We start from the raw sequence: 26,580 nt of genomic DNA on the forward strand, positions 1-26,580 counted from the left end.
TTGTTGTATACGCCCCCGCAACCCACCGGCCGGTGGCCCGCCGACGCGCTCAACCCCAACGCCACGGCCGCCTTCGCTGCCCTTGCGCCCCAACCGCAACCGCCGCCCGGATGCCCGGGGCGCCGTTTCTTGCGGACCGTCTTCGTGGGAGGCGAAACGGCAGGTCCGCCGCATGCTTGCCGCCGGTGTTTTGGCGGAGGAAGGTTCGGACGCGGTAGCTGCCTGAGCCCGGGTCGTCCGAGTGATGCCCCCATCCCCCGGACGAGCCACACCGCGTCCTATGCTCTGCTTAATCGATTTGGCGCGCCCGCGGCATGTTACCCGAGGTTACATGTCACTGTTACGCGACCGTTCCGGCCGATTTTCTGGCGATGTGTTGGTTTCGGGCAACAAAAAAGCCGGATCAATGAAGACCCGGCTGAGTTTGATTGGAAGTGCCTGTTAAGGCTAACCTCCAGAGGGGAACACTCGAGAGCGCTAATGGGAGGAGAACGCGCTCAGGAGATGATCTATATATGTGCTCTTCATGCCCAAGAAACAAGCATCTATTTTGCAACACTCACATGCAAAAAGGCGCCGGCTGTGGTCTAATCCGTCCCGAAGCGCAATAGGACCAGTTGAATCGCTGAAATACAGCCTGCGGCAAGGCAAAAATCGATCCGCGGCCGCGAATCAGCAGCGATTCCTGCTCGGAAAGTCGAAAAACGCAGGATGACGTGGAATCGTGCAGCACGCGTTTGTTTTTTCGGCAGGCAGACCTTGCTGGTGCATGCCGCCCAAAAGCCCGCCATCGAGCTTGACCTGAGGTGCGGCGGCTTGGGTTACGTGCCGGACAAGACCTGAAGCGCGTTGCAGGAGACCGTTCAAGGCCGCGCCCGTAAGGAGAGCTATATGCGAGCCACTTCGGCGATCGCCGGCAGCGTCATCTTCCTTGCTGTAGTGCCCGGCGTGGTCGCCGGACTGTTGCCTTGGCTGCTGACCGATCGCTATCGCCTGCCCTGGTCGAGACTGCCCGGTTTCGTTCCTGTGGGCTGGCTGCTGGTTGTCGCCGGCACAGCCATACTGCTGCACGCCTTTGCCCGGTTTGCCCTGGAGGGCCTGGGTACGCCCGCCCCGGTCGCGCCGACCGAGAGGCTGGTCGTCGGCGGCATCTACCGCCACGTCCGCAATCCGATGTACGTCGCCGTGCTGTCGATCGTCCTCGGCCAGGCATTGCTGTTTTCGAGCTGGACGGTCGCCGCCTATCTAGTCATCGCCGCGGTCGCCATGATCTCCTTCGTGAGACTATATGAGGAACCGACGCTTGCCCGCCGCTACGGTGACGAATATGAGGCCTACCGCCGTGCCGTACCAGGCTGGCTGCCCCGCCTGACGCCTTGGCGCGGCTGAAGCAGGCTCCAACGCAACGTCACCACGGCAGCGGGCCGTCCTCGTTCGAGAACGTGCCCGTCGGACCGTTCGCGTCGAGAAGCGCGAGGCGCACGGGCTCCCGCGCGGCCTGTTCGACTGTGCGCGGACCTTCGAAGTTGTTGAGCTCCGTCGCGGTGTAGCCCGGGCACGCAGCGTTGACCTTGATGCCGGTCTCCTCGAGCTCGATGGCGAAGGCGAGCGTCATCGCGTTGACGGCCGTCTTTGACGGGTTGTAAACGGCGCCAAACGACGTGCGGTACGGAAAGGCCGGATCCGCGTTCAATGTCAGCGAGCCGGCGCCGCTCGATACGTTGACGATACGCGCCGCCGGCGCCTCACGAAGGAGCCGCAGCATCGCTTGCGTAACGGCAACGATGCCAAACACGTTCGTCTCGAATACCGCGCGTACGTCGTCGAGGGAGGCAATGCTCGGGCGGCCCGAATTGATGATCTCCTCGAGCGGCCTGCCCGGCTTTCCCGCATGGGAGATGCCGGCATTGTTCACCAGCACGTCGAGGCGGCCGAGTTCGATGCGGATGCGCTCTGCCGCGGCGGCGATCGACGCCTGATCGGTGACGTCGAGCTGCAGGGCGTGGGCATCCTCTCCGATGCTATTTGCGGCTGCCTCGGCATGCTCCAGCCTGCGCGATCCTACGAGCACGGTAAGGCCGTTCGCCGCGAGGTCCTTGGCGATCTGAAGACCGATGCCCTTGTTGGCCCCGGTGACCAGGGCGACGGGTTTGTCCTGCATGGTAATCTCCTTTTGTGAACCGATGTGTGGCCAGCACCGCTTTGCCGTGCTAGATACAAGTCAAACGGAACCACGTTCCATATATATCCGGAACAAGGTTCCGTTTGCAAGAGGTAAATTTGATGGGCGAAAAAACGCCGAACGGCAAAACGGATCAAGGCGATGGTCTGGCATCCCGCGACCGCGCGGATCGCCAGGTGCGCGCCGACGCACGGCGCAACATCGACGCGTTGCTCCGGGCGGCCATGGCGGTGTTCGCGACCTCCGGCGTGGAGGCTCCGGTGCGAGAGATCGCGGAAAAGGCTGGCGTCGGCGTCGGCACCGTCTACCGCCATTTTCCACAGCGCTCGGACCTGATCGTGGCCGTCTTCCGCAACGAGGTCGACGCCTGTGCGGACGCCGCGCCGATCCTGGCCGGAAAGCATGAGCCCGGTGAAGCGCTGGCCCTGTGGATGCAGCGCTATGTGGATTTCATCACGGCAAAACGCGGCCTCGCGGCAGCCTTGTACTCAGGCAATCCGGCATTCGACAATTTGCCTGCCTATTTCAACCAACGGCTCCGGCCCGCGCTTCAAACATTGCTGGAGGCGGCGGCCGCGGCCGGCGAGGTGCGCGCCGATATCGAGCCGGGCGATCTGTTAGGGGCGGCCGCCAGCCTTGCCATGCCGGCACATGGCGGCGGCCCTGCCCAGGCGCGGCGCATGGTTGCCCTGCTGGTCGACGGTTTGCGCTACGGCGCCAGCACGCTGGCGGATACGCCTTCCTAAAGCGCGTTGCGTTCGACCGACCTGATGCGACGCGCTTTAGGTTCTTGTTTGATGCATGTCCTTATCGCAAAACCGCTGCACGCTTTTGCGCGACATGCATTAAATCAGAACGACCAGCTGCGCGCCTTGGCGATGATGAAATCGCGGAAGACATGCAGCTTCGCCTGGTTCTTCATCGCATCGGGATAGGCGAAATAGGTATCGAAGGACGGCACTTCGGTCTCGGGCAGCAACTGCACCAGTCCGGAATCCTTGCTGACCACGTAATCCGGCAGCATGGCGATGCCGGCGCCGCCCTGCACCGCCCGCTTGATCGACAATATGTCGTTGATCTGCAGCGTCGGCACCCTTTGCCCGCCTTCGAAATCGCCGACCGTCTCCAGCCAGTTCAGTTCCGACAGATGCGCCGGCACCGGCACGCCGAAGGTGACGATGCGATGGGTTTTCAGCTCGGCGATCGAATTCGGCTTGCCATATTTGTTTACATAGGATGGCGCCGCGTAGAGATGGAAATGCACGGTGAACAGGCGGCGCTGGATGAGGTCCGGCTGCTGCGGCTGGCGCAGCCGGATGGCGCAGTCGGCCTGGCGCATCGTGAGATCGAGCTCCTCATTGGCCAGGATGAGCTGCAGGCTGACCTCGGGATAGAGCTCGATGAATTCCTGCACGCGCTCTGTCAGCCAGCCAGCGCCGAGGCCGACCGTGGTCGTCACCCTGAGCACGCCGGAGGGCCGGTCCTTGGTTTCGGTCAGTCGCGACTTGATGGTTTCGAGCTTCATCAGCACGTCGTGCGCCGTGCGGAACAGCATCTCGCCCTGCTCGGTCAGCACCAGGCCGCGGGCATGGCGATTGAACAGCGGCACGCCGACGTCATGCTCGAGCGCGCTGACCTGCCGCGAGATCGCCGATTGCGACAAATGCAGTGTTTCCGCGGCATGGGTGAACGACCCCGCTTCCGCCGCGGCGTGAAACACGCGTAGCTTGTCCCAATCCAACGCCATGATTTCCCCTCGTCCTGTTTTCTGGCGTCCGCCTGTTTTCGGCGTCTGAATGAAAAATCAGGCTTTTGCGCGGCTTTTCTCAGCCGCTTATCGAACAATCACTCCGCCGCTTCGCGGTGAACCTCGATCCCCGCCAGATATTTTTCCGCCTCGAGCGCGGCCATGCAGCCGAGACCGGCCGCCGTCACCGCCTGGCGGTAGATGTCGTCGGTCACGTCGCCGGCGGCGAACACACCCGGCATATCGGTGCGGGTCGAATCCGGCGCCGTCCACAGATAGCCGTTCGGCTTCTGCTTCAGCTTGCCGGCAAACAGCTCGACCGCCGGCGCGTGGCCGATCGCCACGAACACGCCGTCGACCACCAGATGCATCTCCTGCCCGGTCACCACGTTGCGCAGCTTCAGCCCTTCGACCGACGGCGGCAGCGGCGCCTTGCCGGGCCTGCCGGTGATCTCGTCGACCACCGTGTCCCAGATGATGCGGACATTGTCTTTCCGCAGCAGCCGCTCGCGCAGGATGCGCTCGGCGCGGAAATCGCTGCGCCTGTGGATGACGGTGACGCTCTTGGCCAGGTTGGAGAGATAGAGCGCTTCCTCCACCGCCGAATTGCCGCCGCCGATCACCGCGACATCCTTGCCGCGGTAGAAGAAGCCGTCGCAGGTGGCGCAGGCCGAGACGCCAAAACCCATGAAGGTGTGTTCGCTCGGGATGCCCAGCCATTTCGCCTGGGCTCCGGTGGCGATGATCAGCGCGTCGGCGGTATAGATCGTGCCGGAATCGCCCTTGGCGCGGAACGGCCGCACGTTGAGGTCGACCTCGGTGATGATGTCGTTGACGATGTCGGTGCCGACATGCTCGGCCTGCCTGAGCATCTCGCTCATCAGCCATGGACCCTGGATCGGTTCGGCGAAGCCCGGATAGTTTTCGACATCGGTGGTGATCATCAGTTGCCCGCCTTGCTGCAGGCCGGCGACCAGCATCGGCTTGAGCATGGCGCGGGCGGCATAGATCGCCGCCGTATAGCCGGCGGGGCCGGAGCCGATGATGAGAACAGGCGCGTGCTTGGTGATCATGAAAAACCTCTGCGGGGAGCAGCCATGGATTGTGGCATGAACTCTCGTCGATTGTTGCGCGTAATGTAAGTGTTGCCTGCGACGCCAGCAAGGCAAGTTGCCGTTCGTCCCCGGAAAGCTTCGGCGCCGGCGACAGCGACAAGCAACCCGCAGCAAGATGATGCGAAAATCCTCGATCCAGCGGATGGAATAGACAGCAAAGTCGTTTAATTACAAAGTCGCGAAAGATTCTTTCGCGTCACCACGGAAGCCACCATGCCGATCAAGGCCGATCTCGATGCCATCGACTGGAAGATCCTGCGCGAGCTTCAGCAGGACGGACGCATGACCAATGTCGAACTGTCGGGCCGCGTCGGCATTTCGGCGCCGCCGTGCCTGCGCCGCGTCAGGAGGCTGGAAGAGGCCGGCATCATCCGCGGTTACCGCGCTTTGCTCAACGCTCCGGCGCTCGGCCTCGACGTCGTCGCCTTCTGTCTGATCGGCCTGCATCACCAGGCCGACGCCGAACTCAAGACCTTCGCCGAGCGCACCCGCGGCTGGCCGATCGTGCGCGACGCCTGGATGGTGTCGGGCGAGTCCGATTTCCTGCTGCATTGCGTGGCGAGCGATCTCGGCACCTTCCAGACCTTCGTCATCGAGGAACTGGCCTCGGCCCCCAATGTCGATACGGTGCGAACCGCGCTGACCATCCGCCGGGTCAAAGACGAAGGGCTGGTGGCGTTTTCGGCTTAAGAGAGCAGGCAAAGCGGCTGCGAAACAAAAAACCGGAAACAAAAAACCCGCCTCGGCGGGCGGGATCGTCGGTGGAATCATCACCATACCGAAATTAGTAGCATAGCTGCCGGCACAAAGCAAGAACAAAATTGCCTTCAGCGTTGAAGATTGGCTTCATTCCAGCTTGGGTTCCTCGCCCCACGAAAGTGGGGAGAGGTGGCTCGGCGAAGCCGAGACGGAGAGGGAACCGCGCTCTACGAAGCCCCCTCTCCGGGGGGGGGGGGGGGGCCCCGGCCCCCCCCCCGGGGGGGGGGGGGGGCCCCCCCCCCCCCCCACGCCGCGGCACCCGCGCCCTCCCCCCCCCCCCCCCGGCCCCCGGCCCGGCCACCTCTCCCCCGCTTCGCGGAGGGCGAGGAATCCAGGTCCTGAGAGTTCGAGGATCACCCTGCGTCGCAGAGGCGCGTTTCGACCATTTCGCACAAATGGTGGTAGAGGCACAAATGCCCCTGCTGGATGATCGGCGTCGAGGTCGAGGGTACGTTGAGCAGGACGTCGGAGAGCGGCTTCAGCTTGCCGCCGGTGTCGCCGGTCAGGCTGATCACCGTCATGCCCATCATGCGCGCCTGCTCTGCGGCGGCGAGGATGCTTGGCGAATTGCCGCTGGTCGAGATGGCGAGCAGCACGGCGCCCGCCGAACCATGCGCCTCGACCTGGCGCGCAAACACCGTGTCGAAGCCGTAATCATTGCCCCAGGCGGTCAGCACCGCCGCGTTGGCCGGCAGCGCGATGACGTTATAGGCCTTGCGCTCCCTGAGGAAGCGGCCGACCAGCTCGCCGGCGATATGGATGGCGTCGCTGGCCGAACCGCCATTGCCTGCTATCAGCAGCGCCTTGCCCTGCGAAAGCGCGGCGACGACGGCGCTGACCGCCCGCTCCATCTCGCTGGTCAGGTCGCGCTCGACCATCGCCGAAATCGCGGCCGCCGAGCGCGCCAGGTAATCGTTCAGTTCGGACATGAAACCCTCAGTTCCCGGCGCGCAATCTGCCGATAGTGCCGGTCGTGCTCTTGCCGGCGACGAGGTCGACCAGCACGACGCGCCCGCCGGCCTTCTGCACGACATCGGCGCCAACCACCTGATCGACCGTATAGTCGGCGCCCTTGACCAGTATGTCGGGGCTCAGCGCCTCGATCAGCGAAAGCGGCGTATCCTCCTCGAAGATGACGACGGCGTCGACCGAGGCAAGTGCTGCCAGCACGCAGGCCCGGTCATGCTGGTCGTTGACCGGGCGCCCCGGCCCTTTCAGCCGGCGCACCGAGGCATCGCTGTTGAGGCCGAGCACCAGCCGGTCGCACTGGCTGCGCGCCGCATGCAACAGGCTGACATGGCCGGCATGCAGGATATCGAAACAGCCATTGGTGAAGCCGACGCTCAAGCCCTCGTCTTTCCAGCCCGCCACCAGCCGCGCGGCGGCGGCGGCATCGAGGATCGCATCCAGGTGGGCGACCGGACCGTGCGAGCGAAACAGCGCACCGGTGAGTTCCTCGATCGTCAGCCGCGCCGTGCCGCGCTTGCCGACGACAACACCGCCGGCGGCGTTGGCGATCGATCCGGCCATGACACGATCAGCCCCTGCTGCAAGAGCCAGCGCGAAGGTCGCGATTACCGTGTCGCCGGCGCCCGAAACGTCGAACACTTCGCGCGCCTGCGTGGCGATATGGCGGGCATCGTCCGCACCGATGACGCTCATGCCCTTTTCGCTGCGCGTCGCGACGACGAAATCGAAACCGTGCGCCGAAATCAGCTGGCGTGCCGCCGCCTCGATTTCGTCGTCGGCAAACACTGCGCGGCCGACCGCCTCGCCGAGTTCCTTGCGGTTGGGCGTGATTGCCGTCGCGCCGGCATAACGCGCATAGTCGCGGCCCTTCGGGTCGACCAGCACCGGCTTGCCCGCTTGCCGGCAGATCGAGATTAGCTCGCCGGCGACGCCGTCGAGCAGCACGCCCTTGCCATAGTCGGACAGAATGACGATGTCGGCGCCCGCCAGCGCTTGGCGAAAATGCCCGATCAATGTCGCGCGCTCGGCATCGCCCAGCGGCTTGATTTCCTCTTCGTCGAAACGCAGCACCTGCTGGTTGAGCGCGCTGAAGCGGCTTTTCGACGACGTCATGCGATCGGCATCCTGCGCCAGCCCGCCGGTGTCGACGCCAAAGTCGCCGAGCATGCGCATGAGGTTTTTGCCGGCCTCGTCAGCGCCGATCACGGAGACCGGCATGACGGCAGCGCCGAGCGAAACGATATTGGCGACGACATTGCCGGCGCCACCCATCGCCAGCGTTTCGCCGCGCCCGTGCAGCACGGGGATCGGCGCCTCCGGCGAAATGCGCTCGATCATGCCGTTGACGAAACGGTCGAGGATGAAATCGCCGACCACCAGCACGGTTGCGCCGCCGAAGCGCGAAATGGCGCGGTGAAGAGGTTCGGGAGAGGGCAGCTTGATCATGTCAACGCGTGGGGGAGCCGATTTTCAGTGACGGGGGATTCGATTGGCAGGGCCGGCCGTTCATGGCGATGCCGATATACCGCAATTTCAGCCGACGCAACGGCAGGCCTTCGACCGATCGCGGCGGCGCGATAATGCGTCAGCTTTTCTGCAACGCGACATGCACGCCCAGTCCGACAAGCACCGCACCGCCGGCGCGCCGCATCAGGCGCTGCGCCCGGCTCGACTGCCGCAGCCTGGCGATCACCGCGCCGGCCAGCATCACGCAAACAATGTCGGCCGACGAGAACATCAAATTGACGATCGTTCCAAGCACGACGAACTGCAGCCAGACCGGAAACGCTGCCGAGGCATCGATGAATTGCGGCAGGAACGCCATGAAGAAAATCGCCGTTTTCGGGTTGAGCACCTCGACGGCAATGCTCTCGAAAAAGGCGCGGCGGGCGGATTTCGGCTGAATTCCCGGCAAGACAACCTCGCCTTGCGCCTTGGCGCGAAACAGCGAAACACCGAGCCAGACCAGATACAGCGCACCGACCAGCTTGACCGCCATGTAAAGCACCGGCACGGCATGGAAAAGCACCGACAGGCCGACGGCGGCGGCGAAGACATGAACGTAGCCGCCAAGATGGATGCCAAGCGCCGCCACCAGCCCGGACCAGCGGCCGCGCGCCATGGTTTGCGCGGCGGCATAGAGCATGGCGGGGCCGGGGATATAGGCGAAGATCGCCGTGGTGGCGAAAAAGGCGACAAGCAGTTCGGTTGACGGCATTACCTTGCTCCTGTCGCCGATCGGCCGGCACGCCGACTGAAACGTGACCTTTGCGGCGCCACTATGGCGCTCATCCGGCCGCCCCGCCACCTGCTTTGTCGACAGCCCGGCCCGCCTCCCCTATAAGGCCAGAATCCCACAAGGGCTACAACCGGCACAAGGTACCAGAGGCTTTCATGATCATCGTCACGGGCGGCGCCGGCATGATCGGTTCCAACATCGTCGCCGCGCTCAACGCCGAGGGTTTCAGCGACATCCTCGTCGTCGACGACCTCACCGACGGCCACAAGATCGCAAACCTCGCCGATCTCGAGATCGCCGACTATCTCGACAAGGACGATTTTCTGGCGCGGATGGAGGCCGGTGACCTCGGCCGCATCGAGGCCGTCTTCCACCAGGGCGCCTGCTCGACCACCACCGAATGGAACGGCAAGTTCATGATGGAGGTCAACTACGCCTATTCGAAGCGCCTGCTGCACGCCTGCCTGGCCCTGCGCTTGCCCTTCCTCTATGCCTCGTCCGCTTCGGTCTATGGCAGCGGCGCCGAGTTCCGCGAGGAGCCGCAATGCGAACGGCCGCTGAACGTCTATGCCTATTCGAAAAAACTGTTCGACGACTATGTCCGCCGCACCGTTTTCGATACCGATCACTCGCCGGTCGCGGGCCTGCGTTATTTCAACGTCTATGGACCGCGCGAGGCGCATAAGGGCGCCATGGCCTCTGTCGCCTTCCATCTGTTCAACCAGGTCGAGCAAGGGCAGAACCCCAAGCTGTTCGGCGCCTATGGCGGTTTCGGGCCCGGCGAGCAGAGCCGCGACTTCATCCATGTCGGCGATGTCGCCGACGTCAATCTGTGGCTGTGGAAACGCGGCTCGAGCGGCATCTTCAACTGCGGCACCGGCAAGGCCCAGCCGTTCCGCGCCATTGCCGAAACGGTGATCGATACGCTCGGCCAAGGCCAGATCGAATTCATCGAGTTTCCCGACCACCTCAAGGGCAGCTACCAGAGCTTTACGCAAGCTGATATGTCCCGCTTGCGCGCAGCCGGTTACAATGGCCAGTTCCGCACAGTGGAAACCGGCGTCAGAGACTATGTCGAATGGCTGAAAGCCCAACGATCCTCGTGATCGGCCCACGCTGGGTGGGCGACATGGTGATGGCGCAGTGCCTGTTCCAGGCGCTGAGGGAGCTTCATCCGGATGCCGCCATCGACGTGCTGGCGCCGGCGTGGGCAGCGCCGCTGGTCAAGCGCATGCCCGAAATCCGCCAGCAGATCGACCTGCCGCTGCAATCCGGCACGTTCGAATTCCGCATCCGAAGGCGCTTCGGCCGGCTGCTGCGCGGCCGCTACGACATGGCCTTTGTCCTGCCGGGAAGCTGGAAATCGGCGCTGATCCCGTTCTTTGCCGGCATTCCGCGCCGCGTCGGCCATCTCAAGGAAATGCGCTACGGGCTGCTGACCGACATCGTGCCCTTGCCCGATCGCCTGAAACGGCGCACCGCGCACGCCTATTTCAGCCTTGCACGTGGCGGCGCGTTCCAGGCGCCGAAGCTTGCCGTCGATCAAGCCAACCAGGCAGCATTGTTCGGTCGTTTCGGGCTGACGGCGGGGAAATTCGTGGCACTCATGCCCGGCGCCGAATTCGGTCCGGCCAAGCGCTGGCCGAGCGAACACTATGCCGGGCTCGCCCGCGAGATGATGGCGAAAGGGTTTGGCGTGGTACTGTTCGGATCGAAGAACGACGCTGAGGTGACGGCTGAAATCGCCGCGCTGGCTCCGGGCGCCGTCGATCTTGCCGGCCAGACGCGGCTCGAGGATGCCATCGACCTGATCGCCGCGGCGAGGCTTGCCGTCTCCAACGACAGCGGGCTGATGCATGTCGCCGCCGCCGTCGGCACGCCGGTCGTCGCCGTCTACGGCTCGACCTCGCCGCAGAACACGCCGCCGCTCGCCGATCGCCGCGAACTGGTCTGGCTCGGCCTGTCCTGTTCGCCCTGTCACAAAAAAATCTGCCCGCTCGGTCATCTCAACTGCCTGAAGACGTTGGAGGTCGAACGCGTCGTGGCGGCGGCGGAGCGGCTGCTGGAAATGCCGGCCGCCGCATGAAAGTGCTGATCGTCAAGACATCGTCCATGGGCGATGTCATCCACACCTTCCCGGCGATCGAGGACGCGCGCCGCGCTCGGCCGGATATCTCCTTCGACTGGTGTGTCGAAGAGGCATTTGCCGGCATCGTGGCGCTGCATCCAGCCATCCAAACCATCCACAGCGTGGCGATCCGGCGCTGGCGCAGGAAGCTGCTCGAGCCCGGCACATGGCGGGAAGTGGTCGGCTTGCGCCGCGCCTTGCGCGATTGCCGCTACGACCTCGTCCTCGATGCACAAGGCTTGCTGAAATCGGCGCTGGTGGCGCGGCTGGCGGCAGCCCCGATCGCCGGGTTCGATCGGTCGAGCGCCCGCGAGCCTTCGGCGAGCCTGTTTTATGGCCATCGCTACGCCGTGCCGCGCGGCCTGCATGCCATCGAGCGCACGAGGCGCCTGTTCGGGCTGGCGCTCGGCTACGAGCCGGATTTTTCCCGGCTTGACTCCGGCATCGCGCCGCCGGCCGGAAGATCCATTCTTGTCGGTGAAAAGACCGCCTTCCTGCTGCATGGCACCAGCCGCGACGACAAGAAATGGCCGGTCGCGGACTGGATCGAAACCGCCCGTCTGCTGGTGGACAAGGGAATAACGCCGGTCACCACTTGGTCGAACGACCGGGAAAAGGCGGTTGCCGAAGCGATCGCCGGCGCCGTTTCGCAAACCGTGGTGTTTCCCAGATCGCCGCTTGCCGAGATCGCCGCCGTCATCGGCGGCTCGGCGCTGGTCATCGGCGCCGACACCGGCCTGACCCATCTCGCCAGCGCTTTCGGCCTGCCGACGGTGGCGATATTCCTCGCTACCGAGCCCGGCCTGACCGGTCCGCGCGGACCATTCTCATCGACGCTGCTGGCCAGGCCCGGTCACAGTGTCACGCCGCCGGAGGTGATGGCGGAAGCCGAGAGGCTTGTGGAGCGCCAGACGCTTGGTCAGGCCGGTGACCGCTGATTTGCTCAATCAATTCAATCGGAAAGGTCAGCGCTGCCCCTTCCCTTCTCCCCTTGTGGGAGAAGGTGGATCGGCGCGAAGCGCCGAGACGGATGAGGGGTGTTGGACGGAGTGCGGAGGGAGCCAAGCTGGAACACCCCTCATCCGACCTCGCTTCGCGAGGCCACCTTCTCCCACAGGGGGAGAAGGCAGAGCAGCGCCAATCCCCTAGATAAATTGCACCTGGACGATCTCGTAGCCCCTGGCGCCGCCCGGTGCGTTGACCTCGATGGCGTCGCCGACTTCCTTGCCGATCAGGGCGCGGGCGATCGGCGACGAAATCGAGATGCGGCCGGATTTCACGTCCGCTTCCTGGTCGCCGACGATCTGGTAGGTCTTTTTCTCCTCGGTATCTTCGTCGACCAGCACCACGGTGGCGCCGAACTTGACCTTGTCGCCGCTGAGCTTGGTGACGTCGATCACCTCGGCCCGCGCGATCAGGTCCTCGAGTTCGTTGACCCGGCCCTCATTGAGGCTCTGTGCCTCTTTTGCCGCGTGATATTCGGCATTTTCGGATAGGTCGCCATGCGAGCGCGCTTCGGAAATCGCCTCGATGATACGCGGCCGCTCCTGTTGCTGGCGCCAGCGCAGTTCTTCCTTCAATGACGCGAACCCCTCGCCTGTCATCGGGACCTTGTTCATAATGCCTGACCTTTCCTGCCGCCGCCCCCGCAATCGGGAGCGACCTTGTCGATGGTACAAAAAGAAAACGGTCCGGCAGCCTCGCTAACGGAACCGTCTCACCACAATCTTGCAAGATATAGCAATCTTCGCGGGTTTTTCACGTCCAAAAAGTCGGTTTTTGAAAAATCATCCACCGATTGCGCGGCTGACCTAACGTCAAGGAGCGCATCACGTGTACCGTGATGCCAAATTCCAGTTCGGAGCAGCATGTGAGCACAGCAAAAAACCGGCTGCGATCGCTCGCAGCCGGTTATGAGCAGCGTTCCGGAAGTCGGATCAGCTCCTCATGAAGTGATCGATCTGCTCCGACAGCATGCTGTATTCGCGAGACCCCTTGCCCGTGCGCTTCTCGATCTCGCGGAGCTGTTCCTGGGCGCCGGCAAGATCGCCGATCTGCAGGTGCGCCTCGCCGAGATATTCGCGCACCAGCGTGTAGTTCGGGTCGATGCGCAGCGCTTCCTCGTAATAACCGAGGCCGACGGTGACGCGGCCGGAATGGCGGTGCGAATAGCCGAGATAGTTGAGGATGCGCGGGTCCTGCTTGTTGGCGGCGAGGCTGAGCACGGCGATCGCCTCGTCATAGCGTCCATCCATCGCCAGCGCGCGGCCGGCATCATAGATGCTGTCGTCATCCAGCATGCCTTGCTTCGGCGAGACACATTTCTTCTGCTTCTTGTCCCAGACCTGCCCCTTCTTGCATTGGCTCTGGCCGCCATCGCTGCCGCCCCCTCCGCCTTCACCAGCCGAAAACGCCGGAGCCGCAATCAGCGGCAGGGCGGCGATGGCCATGACCTGAATCAGCAGTCGTCTGCGCATTACACTCTCCTTTGAACCTGACAATGCAACACTAACGCCGGGCCGAAGCCGTTTCGTCCCCGGAAAATGCCATCCTATCTCAAAACCGCGATCTCTCCCAGCAAGGCCATCTTATCCCGGGAAGAGAGGACATTGGAAATCATGCTCACGATCAACGCCGCCGCGCAAGATAACGTGACGAGCGCTGCAAATCCGCTATCATCGGGCCGACCGAGCACGAAGCAGGGAGACGGCCGGTGCAGCAACGCGTTGAACGAGACTGGGAGCTTTCGATCGGTCCCGACACCGTGCGCCTGTTCATCCTGAAGGCGAAGGCGCTCAGCGCCGCCGTCAACGAAGACTATGCCGACGGCGCCGAGCACGAGGTAGAGCTCGACGGCAACGCGCACGACAACCACCATCATGACGGCCTTGCCGAGGAAAGCTCCGAAGATCTCACCGAAGAAGAATTGCGCGAGCTTATCGACGATCTCAATGTCGACGAAGCGGCCGAACTGATTGCGTTGGCCTGGGTCGGCCGCGGCGACTATGACGCGACGGAATGGACGGACGCGCTGTCCGCCGCCCGCGAGCGCGCCAACAAGCGCACGGCAAAATATCTGCTCGGCATGCCGCTGCTGGCGGACTGGCTCGAGGAAGGCCTGGAAGCGATCGGCGCGTGACGGCGCGGTTACCGATTGTGATCGCCTCGAACCTTCGTCCAAGGCAACTTCCCTGCATTCTGGCCGTTGCGAGCTGATGGCGGCGTTTGGTTTTTCCGGATTGTGCAGGCTGATGCTCGCCGTTGCGGCGGCGTCGCTGCTGGCGGGACCTGCATTAGCCAAGGCGCCCGAACTACCGCAAACCGCACCGGTTCCCCAGCCCAACCGGGAAGCCACTTCGCCATCGCCAACCGAGATCCCGGTCCCCGAACCACGCCCCGCTCCGGAGGCTGAGCGGCCCAAAAACGGTCAGCCTCAAAACGATCAGCCCCAAAATGGCCAGTCCAAGACCGAGCAGCCGGAGCCACCGGCGATCGCACCGCAGCCGCCTGAAAAGCCGGCGCAGGCCGAGCCGCCGGCAAACCCATCGGTCGCGCCACCAAACCCGGCCGAGGCAGACGAGAAGGCGGAGCAAAAAATCCTTCCAGATCCTCGATCGGTCGCCATTGCCGGGAAAGAAATGCCGCCGGAGGAGTTGGCCTGCCGCAGGCGGCTGAAGTCGATGGGCGTCGATTTCGAGGAGCGCAAGCCCGAGCATGATACGGCGGTCGGTTGCTCGATCCCCTACCCGATCGTGCTGAAGACGCTCGGCAAATCCATCGCCATCGGCCCGGACCCAGAGCTCAATTGCCAGATGGCGGAAGCGGCCGCACGCTTTGCTGCTTCGGTCATCCAGCCTGCGGCAAAGGCCGAGTTCGGCATGGATATCAAATCGATCGGCCAGGCCTCCGCCTTCGTCTGCCGGCCGCGCCACGCCGGCGGCAAACTGTCGGAGCACGCCTTCGGCAACGCGCTCGACATCGCCAGCTTCACGCTTTCCGACGGCAAGGAGATCGATGTCGGGCCAACGCCGCCGGAAAAGGACGCGAAATTCCTGGACACAGTGCGCAAGGCGGCCTGCGGGCCGTTCAAGACCGTGCTTGGTCCCGGCAGCGATGCCGATCATTCGCTGCATCTCCATTTCGATCTCGAGCCGCGCCGCAATGGCGGCACGTTTTGCCAATGACGCCGGCCGCCGGTACTGGGCGCCGCAATTTGGCCGCAGGCGTGAACGGCGCCGCTGATTTTTCCTTTACTCTTCAGGTTTAGAGTCTGTGCCATCTGGGGACAGGAACCCTTCCGATGGCCGGGCTATTTCGCGCTGCGCTTGCCGCTGCGCGGCACACAGAATGCGCGCGCATGGCCGGAAGGCTTGCCGCCCTGCTTGCCGTGGCGGCGGTCTCAGCCTGCAATACCGGCAGCGTGCTGTCGCTGCAGCCGGCCGTCGATGTCGGCAGCCAGACCGCTGCCGTCCCGCCCAATTCGGACCCGCAATATTCCGGCGCGCAAGATTCCGGGCCGCAATATTCGGGTATGCAGCGCCTCGTCCCATCCAACCCCTATATGACCGCCGCCTATCCGCGCCTGGACAACCCGATGTCGCCGGCCGAACAGATGCCGGCCACAGAGATCGATTGCCGCAAGGAACTGAAACGCCTCGGCGTTGTCTACACCGACGTTGCGCCGATCCATGAAGGCCAGTGCGGCATCGACTATCCGGTCAAGGTCTCGGCCATCGGCAGCGTCGAGATGAAGCCGGCCGCGACGCTGACCTGCGACATGGCCGCCAGCTTTGCCGGCTGGACCAGGAACGAACTCGTGCCGTCGGCCCGCTGGCGCTATTTTTCAGGCGTCAAGACCATCCACCAGGGCTCGAGCTATTCCTGCCGCAGGATTGCCGGCGAAGGTGTTTTGTCGGAACACGGCAAGGGCAATGCGCTCGACGTGATGAGCATCGAGCTTAACAATGGCGACGACATCGACGTCCGCAAGCCCGGCCTGTTCGCCTTCCGCACGCGCGGCTTCCTCAACAATGTGCGCGCCGACGGCTGCCAGTATTTCACCACCGTGCTCGGCCCCGGCTATAACTACGACCACCGCAACCATTTCCATTTCGACATCAAGAACCGCAAGAACGGCTATCGCGCCTGCCGCTGATTGCAGCCCCTGCCCAAGACTTGCTGCGCCGGTTAAGATGGTGCGCAGACGCTTGGGTGGTGCCTCTTGAGCCAACGGAGCCTTCGACGACGTGCAACGACCTGGCTGGTGGCATGCTGTGCCGCCTATCTTTCGCTCGCCTATTTCGCCGCGCCTGAGTTCTGGACATTACGGGACCGCAATTTTCGCAATCAGCAATTCGAGATGGTGACGCACACGCCGCAAGGCATTCCGGGCGATCCGATCAATGTCGGCCTTGTCGGCACCAAGAAGGAGGTTGTCCATGCTTTTGCCGTCGCCGGCTGGGATACGGCAGACGCCATCACGCTGAAGACCGCCATCGAGATCGGCGAAAGCGTGCTGTTCAACCGCCCCTATCCCGACGCGCCGGTCAGCCGGCTTTTGTTCGAAGGCCGCGCCCAGGACCTCGCCTTCGAAAAGCCGGTCGGCGACAGTGCCGACCGGCGCCATCACGTCCGCTTCTGGCAGACCGATGCGACCGGAGACGACGGCCGGCCGCTCTGGCTCGGCTCGGCAAGCTTCGACCGGGGCGTCGGCCTCAGCCATGACACCGGCGCGATCACCCATCATATCGGCCCCGACGTCGACGCCGAGCGCGACGGGCTGATGCGCGACCTCTCCGCCGCCGGCATGCTGATCTCGACCAGCGAGATACCAGGCGTCGGCGCCACAAAGACCGGGCGCAACGGCGAAGGCGATCCCTATTTCACCGACGGCAAGGCCATCATCGGGGTCCTGCTGCAACTGCCGTAGGCGCGCAATCGGCCTTCCCGTCTGACAGCCATTTCGTCCCGACGGGCTCAGGGCACGGTGATCACGATCTTGCCGAACGGTCCTGTCTCCAGACGCTCAAATGCCTGCGGCACCTCGTCGAAGCCAAACACCTTGTCGATCACCGGCTTGATCGCGAGCGTCTCGATCGCCTGGTTCATTCGCTCGAAAGCGCGGCGGTGGCCGATCGATATGCCTTGTACGACGATCCGGTTGCGTATGAACGGCAGGACCGGAAAATTGAGTTCCATGCTGCCGAGAAGGCCGATCACCGAAAGCCGGCCGTCGGCGCCCAGCGCGTTGAGCGAGCGTCGCGCATTGTCGCCGCCGACCATTTCCAGCACGTGGCTGACGCCGGCGCCGTTTGTCAGCTCACGCGCGGCCTCGTCCCACGCCGGCCGGCTGCGATAGTTTATCCCTTGCCAGGCGCCGAGCGCCTTCGCCCGTTCGAGCTTCTCGTCGCTGCTCGAGGTGACGATGGCGCGCAGGCCGAAGGCGGCGGCAAATTGCAGCGCAAACAGCGACACGCCGCCGGTGCCCTGGATGAGAACGGTTTCGCCCGGGATCGGCTTGGCCGCCTCGACCAGCGCGAACCACGCCGTCAGCGCCGCAATCGGCAGCGTCGATGCCTCGACGTCGCTGAGCTGCGGCGGCGCCGCCACGGCGGCATCCTCATGAAAAAGCACATGCTCGGACAGCATGCCGGGCAGTGACGAACCAAGCGTATGCTTGTGCAGCACCGGCGGGGCGTCGCCGTCCGGCCAGTCGGCGATCACCTGGCCGAGCACGCGCTGCCCGATGCCGAAGCGGCTGACTTCGCTGCCGGTGGCGACTACTTCGCCTACCGCGTCCGATGTCGGCACGAACGGAAAGCTGAGGTCCGGTATCAGCACGCCATCGACGATCATCCTGTCCTTGTAATTCAGCGATACCGCTGTGACTCGTACCAGAAGATCATGCGGCCCGGGTTGGGGCAGCTTTCCATCAGCCGGCTTCAACCTGGACAGGCCGAAACCGTTCATCTGCCAGGATCTGTTTTCGGTGCTCATTTGGTTCGCGCTCCGTGGTTGATGATTGCGCGAGACATTTACGCCGTTTCACTATGGAGAAAAGTGCTTCCATGTGGCATGTTCTGCAACAGATTAAGGAGCAAAACTCTACAATAGGAGCGCTTCATTGGAATCAGCCAATTTGCAAGGCATCGTCGCATTCGTTCACGCGGTGGAGGCCGGCAGCTTCACCGGCGCCGGCGCGCGGCTGCATGTCACGAAATCGGCGGTCGGCAAGTCGATCGCGCAGCTGGAACAGCGATTAGGCGTTCGCCTGCTCAACCGCACCACCCGCAGCCTCAGCCCGACCAGCGAGGGCCTGAGCTATTACGAAGCCTGCGTCAGGGCATTGGCCGAGATCGATGCCGCCCAGTCGCTGCTCGCTTCCCGCAAGCAGGTGCCTTCCGGCCGGCTTCGTGTCGACCTGCCTCTGGCCTTCGGCCGCCGGTGCGTCGCCCCAGTGCTGTTCGAGATTTCCAAAAGATATCCGGATCTGACGATGGAAATCTCCTTCAACGACCGGCGCGTCGACTTGATCGAGGAAGGCATCGACCTGACGGTGCGTATGGGCGACCTCGACGACAGCTTGTCGCTCGCCGCGCGCCGCATCTATGCCCAGCGTTCGGGCGTCTGCGCCGCCCCCGCCTATCTCGACGCCCATGGCAGGCCGCAATCGATCGAGGACCTGGGCAGGCACAGCCTCATCGGCTACGGCCGCGACGGCACGGTCCATCCCTGGACCGTCAGGCATGCCGACGGCCGTCTCGAAAAATTCGCGCCCAAGGCGCGGCTGGTGCTCGGTCACGGCGAACCGATGCTCGATGCGGTACTGGCCGGCTGCGGCATCGTCTATCTGCCGACATGGCTGACGGCCGACAGCATCAGGCGCGGCGAGCTCGAAATGGTTCTGTCGGACTGTCTTGTCGAAAACACCGTGGTGCATGCCATCTGGCCGGTAACACGCAATCTCGCGCCAAAGGTGCGCGTCGTCGTCGACGCCCTGATCGAGCATTTTGCCGCGCCGTCCTGGGATGCGGCAGGAGTGCCGCCTGATTGCCCGGCTCGCTAAATTTAAAAAGCGCGACCGTCCTATTTTCGAAAACAGCGCGGCAATGCTATGGACCCGGCATGCTTTATGCTGAAATTGCCATCGTGGTCGTCCTCATCTGCATTAACGGCCTTCTGTCGATGTCCGAGCTCGCCATCGTCTCGTCGCGGCCGGCGCGCCTCAAGACGATGATCGACCGCAACGTCAAGGGCGCCGGCCGGGCCCTGGCGCTCGGCGCCAATCCGGGAAAATTCCTGTCCTCGGTGCAGATCGGCATCACTTTGGTCGGCGTCTTGTCCGGTGCCTTTTCCGGCGCCACGCTCGGCGAGCGGCTGGCCACCTCCCTGGCGTCCGCCGGCATCCGCGAAAGCCTCGCCGATCCGCTCGGCGTCGGCATCGTCGTCGCCCTCATCACCTATGGCTCGCTGATCATCGGCGAACTGGTGCCCAAGCAGATCGCATTGCGCGACCCCGAACGGGTAGCCGTCAGGGTCGCCCCGGCAATGACCATCCTCGCCGGCGTCTCGGCGCCGCTGGTCTTCCTGCTCGATTTTTCCGGCCGCGCCCTCCTGTGGCTGCTTGGCCAGCGCGGTCAGAGCGAGGATAAGGTTACCGACGAGGAGATCAAGATGCTGGTCGCCGAAGCCGAGCACCACGGCACCATCGAATCCGACGAACGGCGGATGATCGCCGGCGTCATGCGGCTCGGCGACCGTGCCGTGCGCGCGGTGATGACGCCGCGCACCGAGGTCGACTGGATCAATCTGCAATCCGACGAGGCGGCCATCAGGAAGCTGCTGATGGACACCCAGCATTCGCGCCTGCCGGCCGGCGACGGCGGCGTCGACGCCATGATCGGCGTCGTCCAGACCCGCGACGTGCTGGCCGCAATGCTCGGCGGCCGCGCTCTCGACCCGCGCCGGCACGTGCGCGCCGCGCCGATCGTGCATGACCAGGCCGACGCGCTGGACGTGCTTGCGACGCTGAAAGAATCCGACGTGCCGATGGCGCTGGTGCATGACGAATACGGCCATTTCGAAGGCATCGTCACCCCGGCCGACATACTGGAAGCGATCACCGGCGTCTTCCGTTCCGATCTCGATGCCGGCGAAGAGGAAAACGCCGTCAAGCGCGAGGACGGCTCATGGCTGCTCGCCGGCTACATGCAGGCCGACGAGATGGCGGAGGTCCTCGGCATCGACCTGCCTGAGAACCGCGATTACGAAACCGTCGCCGGCTATGTGCTGTCGCATTTGCACCATCTGCCGGCGACCGGCGAATGCGTCGACGCGCAAGGCTGGCGCTTCGAGGTCGTCGACCTCGACGGCCGCCGCATCGACAAGCTCATCGCCACCCGCCTGCCCGGCGGCCACCGCGAGGTCGTGCGGTAACGATCGACGCGACTTATGGGCTATATGCTCGCGGCGACACCGCTCGCACAGTCAAAGTTGATTGGGAATACCGCCTATGGTCGACCACCTTTTCGCCGACCCGTATCTCGCTGCCGTCTACGATGCCTGGCACCCGAGATCTGCGCGCGACGACTATGATTTCTACCTGCCCCGCATTCTAACAGCAGACGCGGTGCTTGATGTCGGATGTGGAACGGGCACCCTCCTTCACGAGGCACGCCTGGCCGGACATTCAGGGCGGCTCTGCGGCATCGACCCAGCACCCGTCGTGTTGAATCGCGCACGAACGCGCGCGGATATCGAATGGGTTCTCGGCGATCTCCAATCGGCCGGCTGGACAGCCGAATTTGATCTCATTGTGATGACGGGGCACGCATTCCAGGCCCTTGTCAGCGACGAAGACCTGAGGGATTTCATGGCGGCTGTCCGACACGCCCTTGTCCCAGGCGGATGCTTCGCGTTCGAAACGCGGAACCCTTCGGTGCGGGCGTGGGAGCACTGGACACCCGAAAATGCGGTCGTCGTTGAGCTGCCTGACGGGTCGCTGGTGCAGATCACAACAGAGGTGATCGTGCCGTTCGATGGACAGACGGTGACATTCACCCACAGGTTCGGCGGAAAGCATCCGAGCCTTCCGCAAGTTAGTCGCAGCACCTTGCGATTCCTCGAGACGGACGCCTTATCGAGCCTGCTGGGGAACGCGGGGCTACGGATCGAACAGCAATTCGGCGACTTTGACGGCAGCCCACTTGGCCCTTCGAGCCCAGAGATCATCACGTTCGCGGCCAGATGAAAAGGAGCATCCGCTCTCCAGCCCTGCAAGCAACGACAACTCGCGGCCCCATTGCGGACGTGGAGCCGTATTTTGCGGCGGCTGCGACGCAGAAATGAGACTGCCGACCGTCAGCCAGGTCAAGCTTGGCAATCGCAGGACTCAGCGATCAATCGATTGCCTCGATGCCTTGTGCCCTCAGCCGTTCGAGATGGTCCATCATCCAGAGTGCCGGTTAGATAGACCCAGGCTGCCTGCTTTCGCGCGCCGTAGTTGGAGCTGTAACCGGCTTCGATCAGGTCTCCCGGTTTAAGATCGGCCCGCGTGCCGTGGTAGAATTGGCGCGGCTGGTCGGAGGCTGTCATCGGCTCGCTACTCATCCTCGTCGTCCCAGGCATCATGGTGTCGTGGCGCGCACTATTTCATGCACGCCATCGAATCAAGCCTCCGGCCGCGCGGTTATCGGCCGTCCGCGCTTAGCGCTGCCGACACCCATTTCGGCCATACCGCCCGATGCGCGCTAGCGGTCGGCTGCCGGCGCGGTTATTATCGGCGCCTGCACCGTCGCTAAGGTGGAAAGATGGATCTGCAAGCCTTCAGGGAATCGATTGCGAAACCACAGCCGCCAGCCGGCTTGAGCCCTGCCCTGCAGGCGCTGTGGTGGGATGCAAAGGGCGATTGGGCTAAGGCGCACGAGTGCGCGCAGCAGCGCGACGATACGGCGGGCATGCACGTGCATGCCTATCTCCACCGCAAGGAAGGCGACCAGTCGAATGCGGAATATTGGTATCGCCGCAGCAACGCGGCGCCGTCGACCTTGACGCTTGACGAGGAATGGCAAGAGTTGGCGCGTACACTTTTGCAGCAAAGCTGACGCTTGCTCAGTCATCGTAAAATAGCCGGTCCTGCATCCACTCTCCGGGGTTTCAGCTGGCGCCCTGTGGCTTGTCCCTGCCGTTCCATTCCGCATTGCGCGCCTGCGCCTCTTCGGCGATCAGCTTGAACTCCCGCATCTTCGCAGCTTCGATGGCGAATGCGCGGCTTGGCAGGACGCCAGGGTCCTCCTGACTGTTCTGAAACTGAAAACGGGCCTCCAGTTCGGCCCATATTCGCTCGGGTGCCGTATCCTTGCTGGCAAGCAGCGCAACAACCAGCGCCAGAGTCTCGCGCTGGGCGTTCAGCCGCCCTTCGATCTCTTCATTCGGCAATTCGGACATGCGGGTCGCTTCCAGTTTCTGGCTCAACGGCAAAATCGCACCCTTGTTCCGGAATCCAGCGACGGCACGTGAGCAATTCCGAAAACGCGAGCAACAGTTTTCCCGTTAACCGACAGGGTCCGACCGGGGCTGTGGTTCCGCATCGTCGACCCCTCCAGGTTGACAGCGCAGGCCCATCGATTTAAGTTCGCGTTAGTGGCCACTAACGCGAAACATTGGACAGCGCTCGGAGACTCGACGAGGCGCACGATATTCGAATTGTTGGTCGAACAGCCTTGTTCGGTCAGCGGACTTGCTCGTGTGCTGCCTGTAACCAGGCCGGCGGTCTCTCAGCACTTGAAAGTACTCAAGGATGCCGGGCTTGTGGCCGACGCGCGCTCAGGCAAGGAACGAATATACCGTATCGATCCGGACGGCCTAGCAAGTCTGCGCGCGGAAATCGATCAGTTCTGGAGCAAGACCCTGGCGAGCTACAAACTGGCCGTCGAGCACCCAAAGAAGGACCAGCCATGAGCAAGCTTCCTGCAACCGCGCCCGTAAGGCATTTCGTCGTTGTCGAGGCACCTATCGCGCGTGCCTTCAAGGTCTTCATCGAGGATTTCGGGAAATTCAAACCTCGCGAGCACAATCTTCTTGCCGTACCGATCGCAGAGACGATTTTCGAACCCTGGGTCGGGGGCCACGTTTACGATCGCGGCGTGGACGGCAGCGAGTGCCGCTGGGCTCGTGTGTTGGCTTACAATCCCCCCAGCCGGCTGATTCTGAGCTGGGACATCAGCCCTCGGTGGCAGATTGAGAGCGACCTGAACAAAACCAGCGAATGGGAAGTCCGGTTCACGGCTGAGACGGAGAACCGAACCCGGGTTGAGATCGAGCACCGGAATCTCGAACGCCATGGCGAAGGCTGGGAGGGCGTGCGCGGGGGGGTTGATAGCGATCAAGGCTGGCCGCTGTACTTGCGGCGGTTCCACGACCTTTTCCCCGGTGCGACCGCCTGACACCGTTGGCGACTTTGAGGGCGTGACTGGCAAGAACCAATGGCGGAAACGCCGCCAAGGGAGATAGTCTCGGGACGATTCTGTACGTCTCTGGAGCGTTGGTCACGTTGGCCCTCATCCTTTTGACTGGATGGGCAGCGCTCAATTGACGTTGGCGCCACTTCTTGAGGCTACAGTTCGCGAGACTCGGCGGCTGACGCTATGAAACCTTCTGATTTTTAAGCCGTTATCGCCGGATGCCCGAGGCTAAATTTAAGCTGAAATCGGTTGACGGCGCCCGAACGCGCGATTCCGAGAAGTCGCGCCGCGAGAAACAATCGACTGTCGAAGTCGCGTCAGAGGTCGTCGGCCAGCCCGCGCCGCCGCCGGACGTCACCGAACCCGATCCTGAGCTGACACCTGAAGAGGCCGAGCGGGCGCGCAAGAGATACCTGCTTAAGCGCTTCTGGATCAGCGCGCGCGGTTACTGGGGCGGCAGCGGCGACAGGGTCGCCTGGCCGTTGACGATCGGGCTGCTGGTCCTGATCATCGCCAATGTCGGCTTCCAGTATGGGATCAATGTCTGGAACCGCGCAATTTTCGACGCCATTGAGCAACGCAATGCCCACACCGTATATTGGCTGAGCGCCGTATTCCTGCCACTCGTGCTCGGAAGCGCCAGCCTTGTGGTGGCACAGGTCTTCTTTCGCATGAGGATACAGCGCCGCTGGCGGTCCTGGCTCACCACCGCGGTCATTGCGCGCTGGCTCGCAAGCGGCCGCTACTATCAGCTTAACCTCGTCGGCGGCGATCATAGCAACCCCGAAGCCCGCATCGCCGAGGATTTGCGGATTGCCACCGAATCGCCCGTCGATTTCATCGCCGGTGTCATCGTCGCATTTCTGTCGGCCTCGACCTTCATCATGGTGCTGTGGACGATCGGCGGCGCCCTGACCCTGACGATTGCAGGTTCGACCGTCACCATTCCCGGCTTCCTGGTCATCACCGCAGTGCTCTATTCCGCGATCACGTCCACTTCGATGGCGGTCATTGGCCGTCATTTCGTCCACCTCTCCGAGGAAAAAAATCAGGCGGAAGCCGAGTTCCGCTACACGCTGACGCGCGTGCGGGAAAACGGCGAGAGCATCGCATTGCTCGGCGGCGAGGAGGAGGAGCGCAGCGGCATGGACAAGACATTTGCCCATGTGCTCAGGCAATGGGCGCTCCTTGCAGGCCAGCACATGCGCACGGCGCTGGTGTCTCAGGGGTCGAGCCTGTTTGCGCCTGTCGTGCCGGTCTTGCTTTGCGCTCCAAAGTTCCTCGAAGGCAGCATGACACTTGGACAGGTCATGCAGGCTGCCTCGGCCTTTGCCATCGTGCAGGGCGCGTTCGGATGGCTGGTCGACAACTATCCCCGTCTCGCCGATTGGAACGCCTGTGCTCGACGCATCGCTTCGCTGATGATGTCGCTCGACGGGCTCGAGCGGGCGGAACAGAGCAACACGCTGGGACGCATAAAGCGCGGCGAGACCGGCGGCAATGCGATGCTCAGCCTGAACAATCTCTCCGTGTCGCTCGACGACGGCACCGCCGTGGTCAAGGAAACCGAGGTCGTGATCGAACCAGGCGAGCGGGTGCTCGTCGCCGGCGAATCCGGCTCGGGCAAGAGTACGCTGGTGCGGGCCGTCGCGGGTCTGTGGCCATGGGGTAGCGGCAGCGTCAACATCCGCGCCGACAGACGGTTGTTCATGTTGCCGCAACGGCCCTACATCCCGACCGGGACGCTTCGCCGCGCTGTCGCCTATCCAGGCGCCGCCGACAACTGGACGCTGGATAAGATCAAGGCTGCCCTCGACAAGGTGGGGCTCGACTACCTCAACGACCGGATCGAGGAGGACGCGCCATGGGACCAGACCTTGTCGGGTGGCGAAAAGCAGCGCCTCGCCTTTGCGCGTCTTCTGCTGCACCGCCCCGATATCATCGTGCTGGACGAGGCAACGTCGGCACTCGATGAGAAGAGCCAGGACAAGATGATGGAGATGATTATTCGCGAATTGCCGAAGGTCACCATCATAAGCGTAGCGCACCGCGCCGAGCTGGAGGCCTTCCACAGCCGCAAGATCACATTGGAGCGGCACAAGGGCGGCGCAAAACTTGTCAGCGATATCGAACTCGTCCCGCGCAAGGACAGACGGAACTTGCTCATGCGCCTTCTGAGGCAACGGCGCGCCAACGGAAAGCCAGCGCGACCTTGAGCAAAGCGGCGCTGCCCTACGCAAAGAGTGAAGCCGCCGGTCGGACCAGGCGGACCATCGCCGGTTCGAGTCACTGCCCGTATCTGGTCCTGAAAGCACCAGCCGTGGTACCTTGATTCCGGGCAGCTGCTGCTGTCGGAACGTCGATGGCACGAGCGCATTTCCATGTCCGGTGCAACGCCGAGGCCAGCTGTGAAAAACCCGGGTTGATTTCAAAAGCCCAGATTGATTTCGAAAGCAAAGGGACCAGCAATGACAATCGCCAAGAACACGATCTGCCTTTGGTACGACAAGGACGCCGAGGCTGCGGCCCGCTTCTATTCCGAGATTTTTCCCGACAGTTCGGTGAAATCCGTCCACCGCGCTCCCAGCGACTACCCGTCCGGCAAGGCAGGCGACGTGCTGACGGTCGAGTTCACGGTCGCCGGCATCCCCTGTCTCGGCCTCAATGGCGGGCCCGCGTTTAAACACAACGAAGCCTTCTCCTTCCAGATCGCCACCGACGATCAGCAGGAGACCGACCGCTATTGGAACGCAATCGTCGGCAATGGCGGCCAGGAAAGTGCCTGCGGCTGGTGCAAGGACAAATGGGGCATCTCCTGGCAAATCACGCCGCGCGTGCTGACCGAAGCGATGGCCGCCGGCGGCGATGAAGCAAAGCGCGCATTCGAGGCGATGATGGAGATGAAGAAAATCGACGTTGCAGCGATCGAGGCGGCGCGGCGCGGCTGACAGTTCGGGGGTGGCCCGACGCGGAAGTCGGT

The 26,580-nt window shown here is 63.4% G+C and carries 29 protein-coding genes; 18 read left to right on the forward strand and 11 right to left on the reverse strand.

Going from position 1 to position 26,580, the window contains the following annotated elements:
- The first annotated feature begins 891 nt into the window (after positions 1-891).
- Complete coding sequence (locus NKH41_RS17940) at positions 892-1,389, forward strand: methyltransferase family protein (protein WP_352772940.1); 498 nt, start codon at positions 892-894, stop codon at positions 1,387-1,389.
- Positions 1,390-1,408: 19 nt separating this feature from the next.
- On the opposite strand, the gene NKH41_RS17945 is transcribed toward NKH41_RS17940, so the two are convergent.
- On the reverse strand, positions 1,409-2,161 hold the full coding sequence (locus NKH41_RS17945; RefSeq protein WP_352469808.1) for an SDR family oxidoreductase: 753 nt from the start codon (positions 2,159-2,161) through the stop codon (positions 1,409-1,411).
- A gap of 122 nt (positions 2,162-2,283) precedes the next feature.
- On the opposite strand from NKH41_RS17945, the gene NKH41_RS17950 reads away from it, so the two are divergent.
- Entirely contained in the window at positions 2,284-2,928 is a 645-nt protein-coding gene (locus NKH41_RS17950) for a TetR/AcrR family transcriptional regulator (RefSeq protein WP_352772937.1), read from the forward strand.
- 104 nt (positions 2,929-3,032) lie between these two features.
- Here the strand turns inward: NKH41_RS17950 and NKH41_RS17955 are convergent, their stop codons facing one another.
- Positions 3,033-3,929: a LysR family transcriptional regulator gene (locus NKH41_RS17955; protein WP_023678345.1), complete on the reverse strand. Its 897-nt coding sequence runs from the start codon at positions 3,927-3,929 to the stop codon at positions 3,033-3,035.
- Positions 3,930-4,027: 98 nt separating this feature from the next.
- Positions 4,028-5,002: a thioredoxin-disulfide reductase gene (gene trxB, locus NKH41_RS17960; protein ID WP_352469805.1), complete on the reverse strand. Its 975-nt coding sequence runs from the start codon at positions 5,000-5,002 to the stop codon at positions 4,028-4,030.
- Between the two features lie 255 nt (positions 5,003-5,257).
- On the opposite strand from trxB, the gene NKH41_RS17965 reads away from it, so the two are divergent.
- Entirely contained in the window at positions 5,258-5,734 is a 477-nt protein-coding gene (locus NKH41_RS17965) for an Lrp/AsnC family transcriptional regulator (protein ID WP_352469300.1), read from the forward strand.
- 422 nt (positions 5,735-6,156) lie between these two features.
- On the opposite strand, the gene NKH41_RS17970 is transcribed toward NKH41_RS17965, so the two are convergent.
- The 3 genes from NKH41_RS17970 to NKH41_RS17980 form a co-directional block, all read right to left on the reverse strand.
- The gene (locus tag NKH41_RS17970; RefSeq protein WP_352541065.1) at positions 6,157-6,732 is read right to left on the reverse strand and encodes a D-sedoheptulose-7-phosphate isomerase; all 576 of its coding nucleotides are present in this window, start codon (positions 6,730-6,732) and stop codon (positions 6,157-6,159) included.
- 7 nt (positions 6,733-6,739) lie between these two features.
- Entirely contained in the window at positions 6,740-8,218 is a 1,479-nt protein-coding gene (rfaE1, locus tag NKH41_RS17975) for a D-glycero-beta-D-manno-heptose-7-phosphate kinase (RefSeq protein ID WP_352771004.1), read from the reverse strand.
- A gap of 139 nt (positions 8,219-8,357) precedes the next feature.
- Positions 8,358-8,990 carry a LysE family translocator gene (locus tag NKH41_RS17980; protein WP_352771003.1) on the reverse strand — a complete coding sequence of 211 codons (633 nt, stop codon included), beginning with the start codon at positions 8,988-8,990 and terminating at the stop codon, positions 8,358-8,360.
- Between the two features lie 176 nt (positions 8,991-9,166).
- On the opposite strand from NKH41_RS17980, the gene rfaD reads away from it, so the two are divergent.
- From rfaD to waaC, 3 genes are read left to right on the forward strand one after another with little or no spacing between them, the layout of a single operon-like run.
- Positions 9,167-10,117 carry an ADP-glyceromanno-heptose 6-epimerase gene (rfaD, locus tag NKH41_RS17985; RefSeq protein WP_352771002.1) on the forward strand — a complete coding sequence of 317 codons (951 nt, stop codon included), beginning with the start codon at positions 9,167-9,169 and terminating at the stop codon, positions 10,115-10,117.
- On the forward strand, positions 10,090-11,097 hold the full coding sequence (gene waaF, locus NKH41_RS17990; RefSeq protein WP_352771001.1) for a lipopolysaccharide heptosyltransferase II: 1,008 nt from the start codon (positions 10,090-10,092) through the stop codon (positions 11,095-11,097). The genes rfaD and waaF overlap by 28 nt, the downstream gene beginning before the upstream one ends.
- Positions 11,094-12,077, forward strand: coding sequence for a lipopolysaccharide heptosyltransferase I (gene waaC, locus NKH41_RS17995; RefSeq protein ID WP_352770999.1), 984 nt, complete (start codon positions 11,094-11,096; stop codon positions 12,075-12,077). Before waaF ends, waaC begins: the two co-directional genes overlap by 4 nt.
- A gap of 207 nt (positions 12,078-12,284) precedes the next feature.
- Here the strand turns inward: waaC and greA are convergent, their stop codons facing one another.
- On the reverse strand, positions 12,285-12,758 hold the full coding sequence (gene greA, locus NKH41_RS18000; RefSeq protein WP_023719113.1) for a transcription elongation factor GreA: 474 nt from the start codon (positions 12,756-12,758) through the stop codon (positions 12,285-12,287).
- Positions 12,759-13,076: 318 nt separating this feature from the next.
- Positions 13,077-13,616, reverse strand: coding sequence for a tetratricopeptide repeat protein (locus NKH41_RS18005; RefSeq protein WP_352770997.1), 540 nt, complete (start codon positions 13,614-13,616; stop codon positions 13,077-13,079).
- Between the two features lie 236 nt (positions 13,617-13,852).
- On the opposite strand from NKH41_RS18005, the gene NKH41_RS18010 reads away from it, so the two are divergent.
- The 4 genes from NKH41_RS18010 (at position 13,853) to NKH41_RS18025 (ending at position 17,068) form a co-directional block, all read left to right on the forward strand.
- On the forward strand, positions 13,853-14,278 hold the full coding sequence (locus NKH41_RS18010; RefSeq protein WP_023678354.1) for a DUF3775 domain-containing protein: 426 nt from the start codon (positions 13,853-13,855) through the stop codon (positions 14,276-14,278).
- 112 nt (positions 14,279-14,390) lie between these two features.
- Positions 14,391-15,323 (forward strand): extensin-like domain-containing protein, encoded by a 933-nt coding sequence (locus tag NKH41_RS18015; protein WP_352770995.1) that lies wholly within the window; start codon positions 14,391-14,393, stop codon positions 15,321-15,323.
- 116 nt (positions 15,324-15,439) lie between these two features.
- Positions 15,440-16,294 (forward strand): extensin-like domain-containing protein, encoded by an 855-nt coding sequence (locus NKH41_RS18020; RefSeq protein ID WP_352770993.1) that lies wholly within the window; start codon positions 15,440-15,442, stop codon positions 16,292-16,294.
- Positions 16,295-16,360: 66 nt separating this feature from the next.
- On the forward strand, positions 16,361-17,068 hold the full coding sequence (locus NKH41_RS18025) for an LssY C-terminal domain-containing protein (protein WP_352770991.1): 708 nt from the start codon (positions 16,361-16,363) through the stop codon (positions 17,066-17,068).
- A 47-nt stretch (positions 17,069-17,115) separates the two neighbouring features.
- On the opposite strand, the gene NKH41_RS18030 is transcribed toward NKH41_RS18025, so the two are convergent.
- Positions 17,116-18,135 carry a zinc-dependent alcohol dehydrogenase family protein gene (locus NKH41_RS18030; protein WP_352770989.1) on the reverse strand — a complete coding sequence of 340 codons (1,020 nt, stop codon included), beginning with the start codon at positions 18,133-18,135 and terminating at the stop codon, positions 17,116-17,118.
- A 127-nt stretch (positions 18,136-18,262) separates the two neighbouring features.
- Here NKH41_RS18030 and NKH41_RS18035 point away from each other — a divergent pair, with 127 nt between their 5' ends.
- The 3 genes from NKH41_RS18035 (at position 18,263) to NKH41_RS18045 (ending at position 21,388) form a co-directional block, all read left to right on the forward strand.
- Positions 18,263-19,204 (forward strand): LysR family transcriptional regulator, encoded by a 942-nt coding sequence (locus NKH41_RS18035; protein ID WP_352770988.1) that lies wholly within the window; start codon positions 18,263-18,265, stop codon positions 19,202-19,204.
- Positions 19,205-19,263: 59 nt separating this feature from the next.
- A complete protein-coding gene (locus tag NKH41_RS18040) occupies positions 19,264-20,574 on the forward strand; it encodes a hemolysin family protein (RefSeq protein ID WP_352770986.1) in 1,311 nt (436 codons plus the stop codon).
- Between the two features lie 76 nt (positions 20,575-20,650).
- Positions 20,651-21,388, forward strand: coding sequence for a class I SAM-dependent DNA methyltransferase (locus tag NKH41_RS18045; RefSeq protein ID WP_352770984.1), 738 nt, complete (start codon positions 20,651-20,653; stop codon positions 21,386-21,388).
- A 119-nt stretch (positions 21,389-21,507) separates the two neighbouring features.
- On the opposite strand, the gene NKH41_RS18050 is transcribed toward NKH41_RS18045, so the two are convergent.
- A complete protein-coding gene (locus NKH41_RS18050; protein WP_352933218.1) occupies positions 21,508-21,768 on the reverse strand; it encodes an NAD(+)--rifampin ADP-ribosyltransferase in 261 nt (86 codons plus the stop codon).
- Positions 21,769-21,947: 179 nt separating this feature from the next.
- On the opposite strand from NKH41_RS18050, the gene NKH41_RS18055 reads away from it, so the two are divergent.
- Positions 21,948-22,241, forward strand: a complete 294-nt coding sequence (locus tag NKH41_RS18055) for a hypothetical protein (RefSeq protein ID WP_352541050.1) — start codon at positions 21,948-21,950, stop codon at positions 22,239-22,241.
- A gap of 52 nt (positions 22,242-22,293) precedes the next feature.
- On the opposite strand, the gene NKH41_RS18060 is transcribed toward NKH41_RS18055, so the two are convergent.
- Positions 22,294-22,584 (reverse strand): hypothetical protein, encoded by a 291-nt coding sequence (locus NKH41_RS18060; protein ID WP_352450454.1) that lies wholly within the window; start codon positions 22,582-22,584, stop codon positions 22,294-22,296.
- Positions 22,585-22,779: 195 nt separating this feature from the next.
- Between NKH41_RS18060 and NKH41_RS18065 the strand changes: the two genes are divergently transcribed.
- The 4 genes from NKH41_RS18065 to NKH41_RS18080 all read left to right on the forward strand — a co-directional run bounded on the left by NKH41_RS18065 (position 22,780) and on the right by NKH41_RS18080 (position 26,548).
- On the forward strand, positions 22,780-23,097 hold the full coding sequence (locus NKH41_RS18065) for an ArsR/SmtB family transcription factor (protein ID WP_352771007.1): 318 nt from the start codon (positions 22,780-22,782) through the stop codon (positions 23,095-23,097).
- A complete protein-coding gene (locus tag NKH41_RS18070; RefSeq protein ID WP_352770982.1) occupies positions 23,094-23,582 on the forward strand; it encodes an SRPBCC family protein in 489 nt (162 codons plus the stop codon). The genes NKH41_RS18065 and NKH41_RS18070 overlap by 4 nt, the downstream gene beginning before the upstream one ends.
- A gap of 236 nt (positions 23,583-23,818) precedes the next feature.
- Positions 23,819-25,816, forward strand: a complete 1,998-nt coding sequence (locus NKH41_RS18075) for an ABC transporter ATP-binding protein/permease (RefSeq protein WP_352770980.1) — start codon at positions 23,819-23,821, stop codon at positions 25,814-25,816.
- Positions 25,817-26,074: 258 nt separating this feature from the next.
- Entirely contained in the window at positions 26,075-26,548 is a 474-nt protein-coding gene (locus NKH41_RS18080; RefSeq protein ID WP_352450557.1) for a VOC family protein, read from the forward strand.
- The last annotated feature ends 32 nt before the right edge of the window (positions 26,549-26,580 follow it).

It is taken from the genome of Mesorhizobium sp. M1169 (genome assembly GCF_040318345.1).
Taxonomy (GTDB): domain Bacteria; phylum Pseudomonadota; class Alphaproteobacteria; order Rhizobiales; family Rhizobiaceae; genus Mesorhizobium.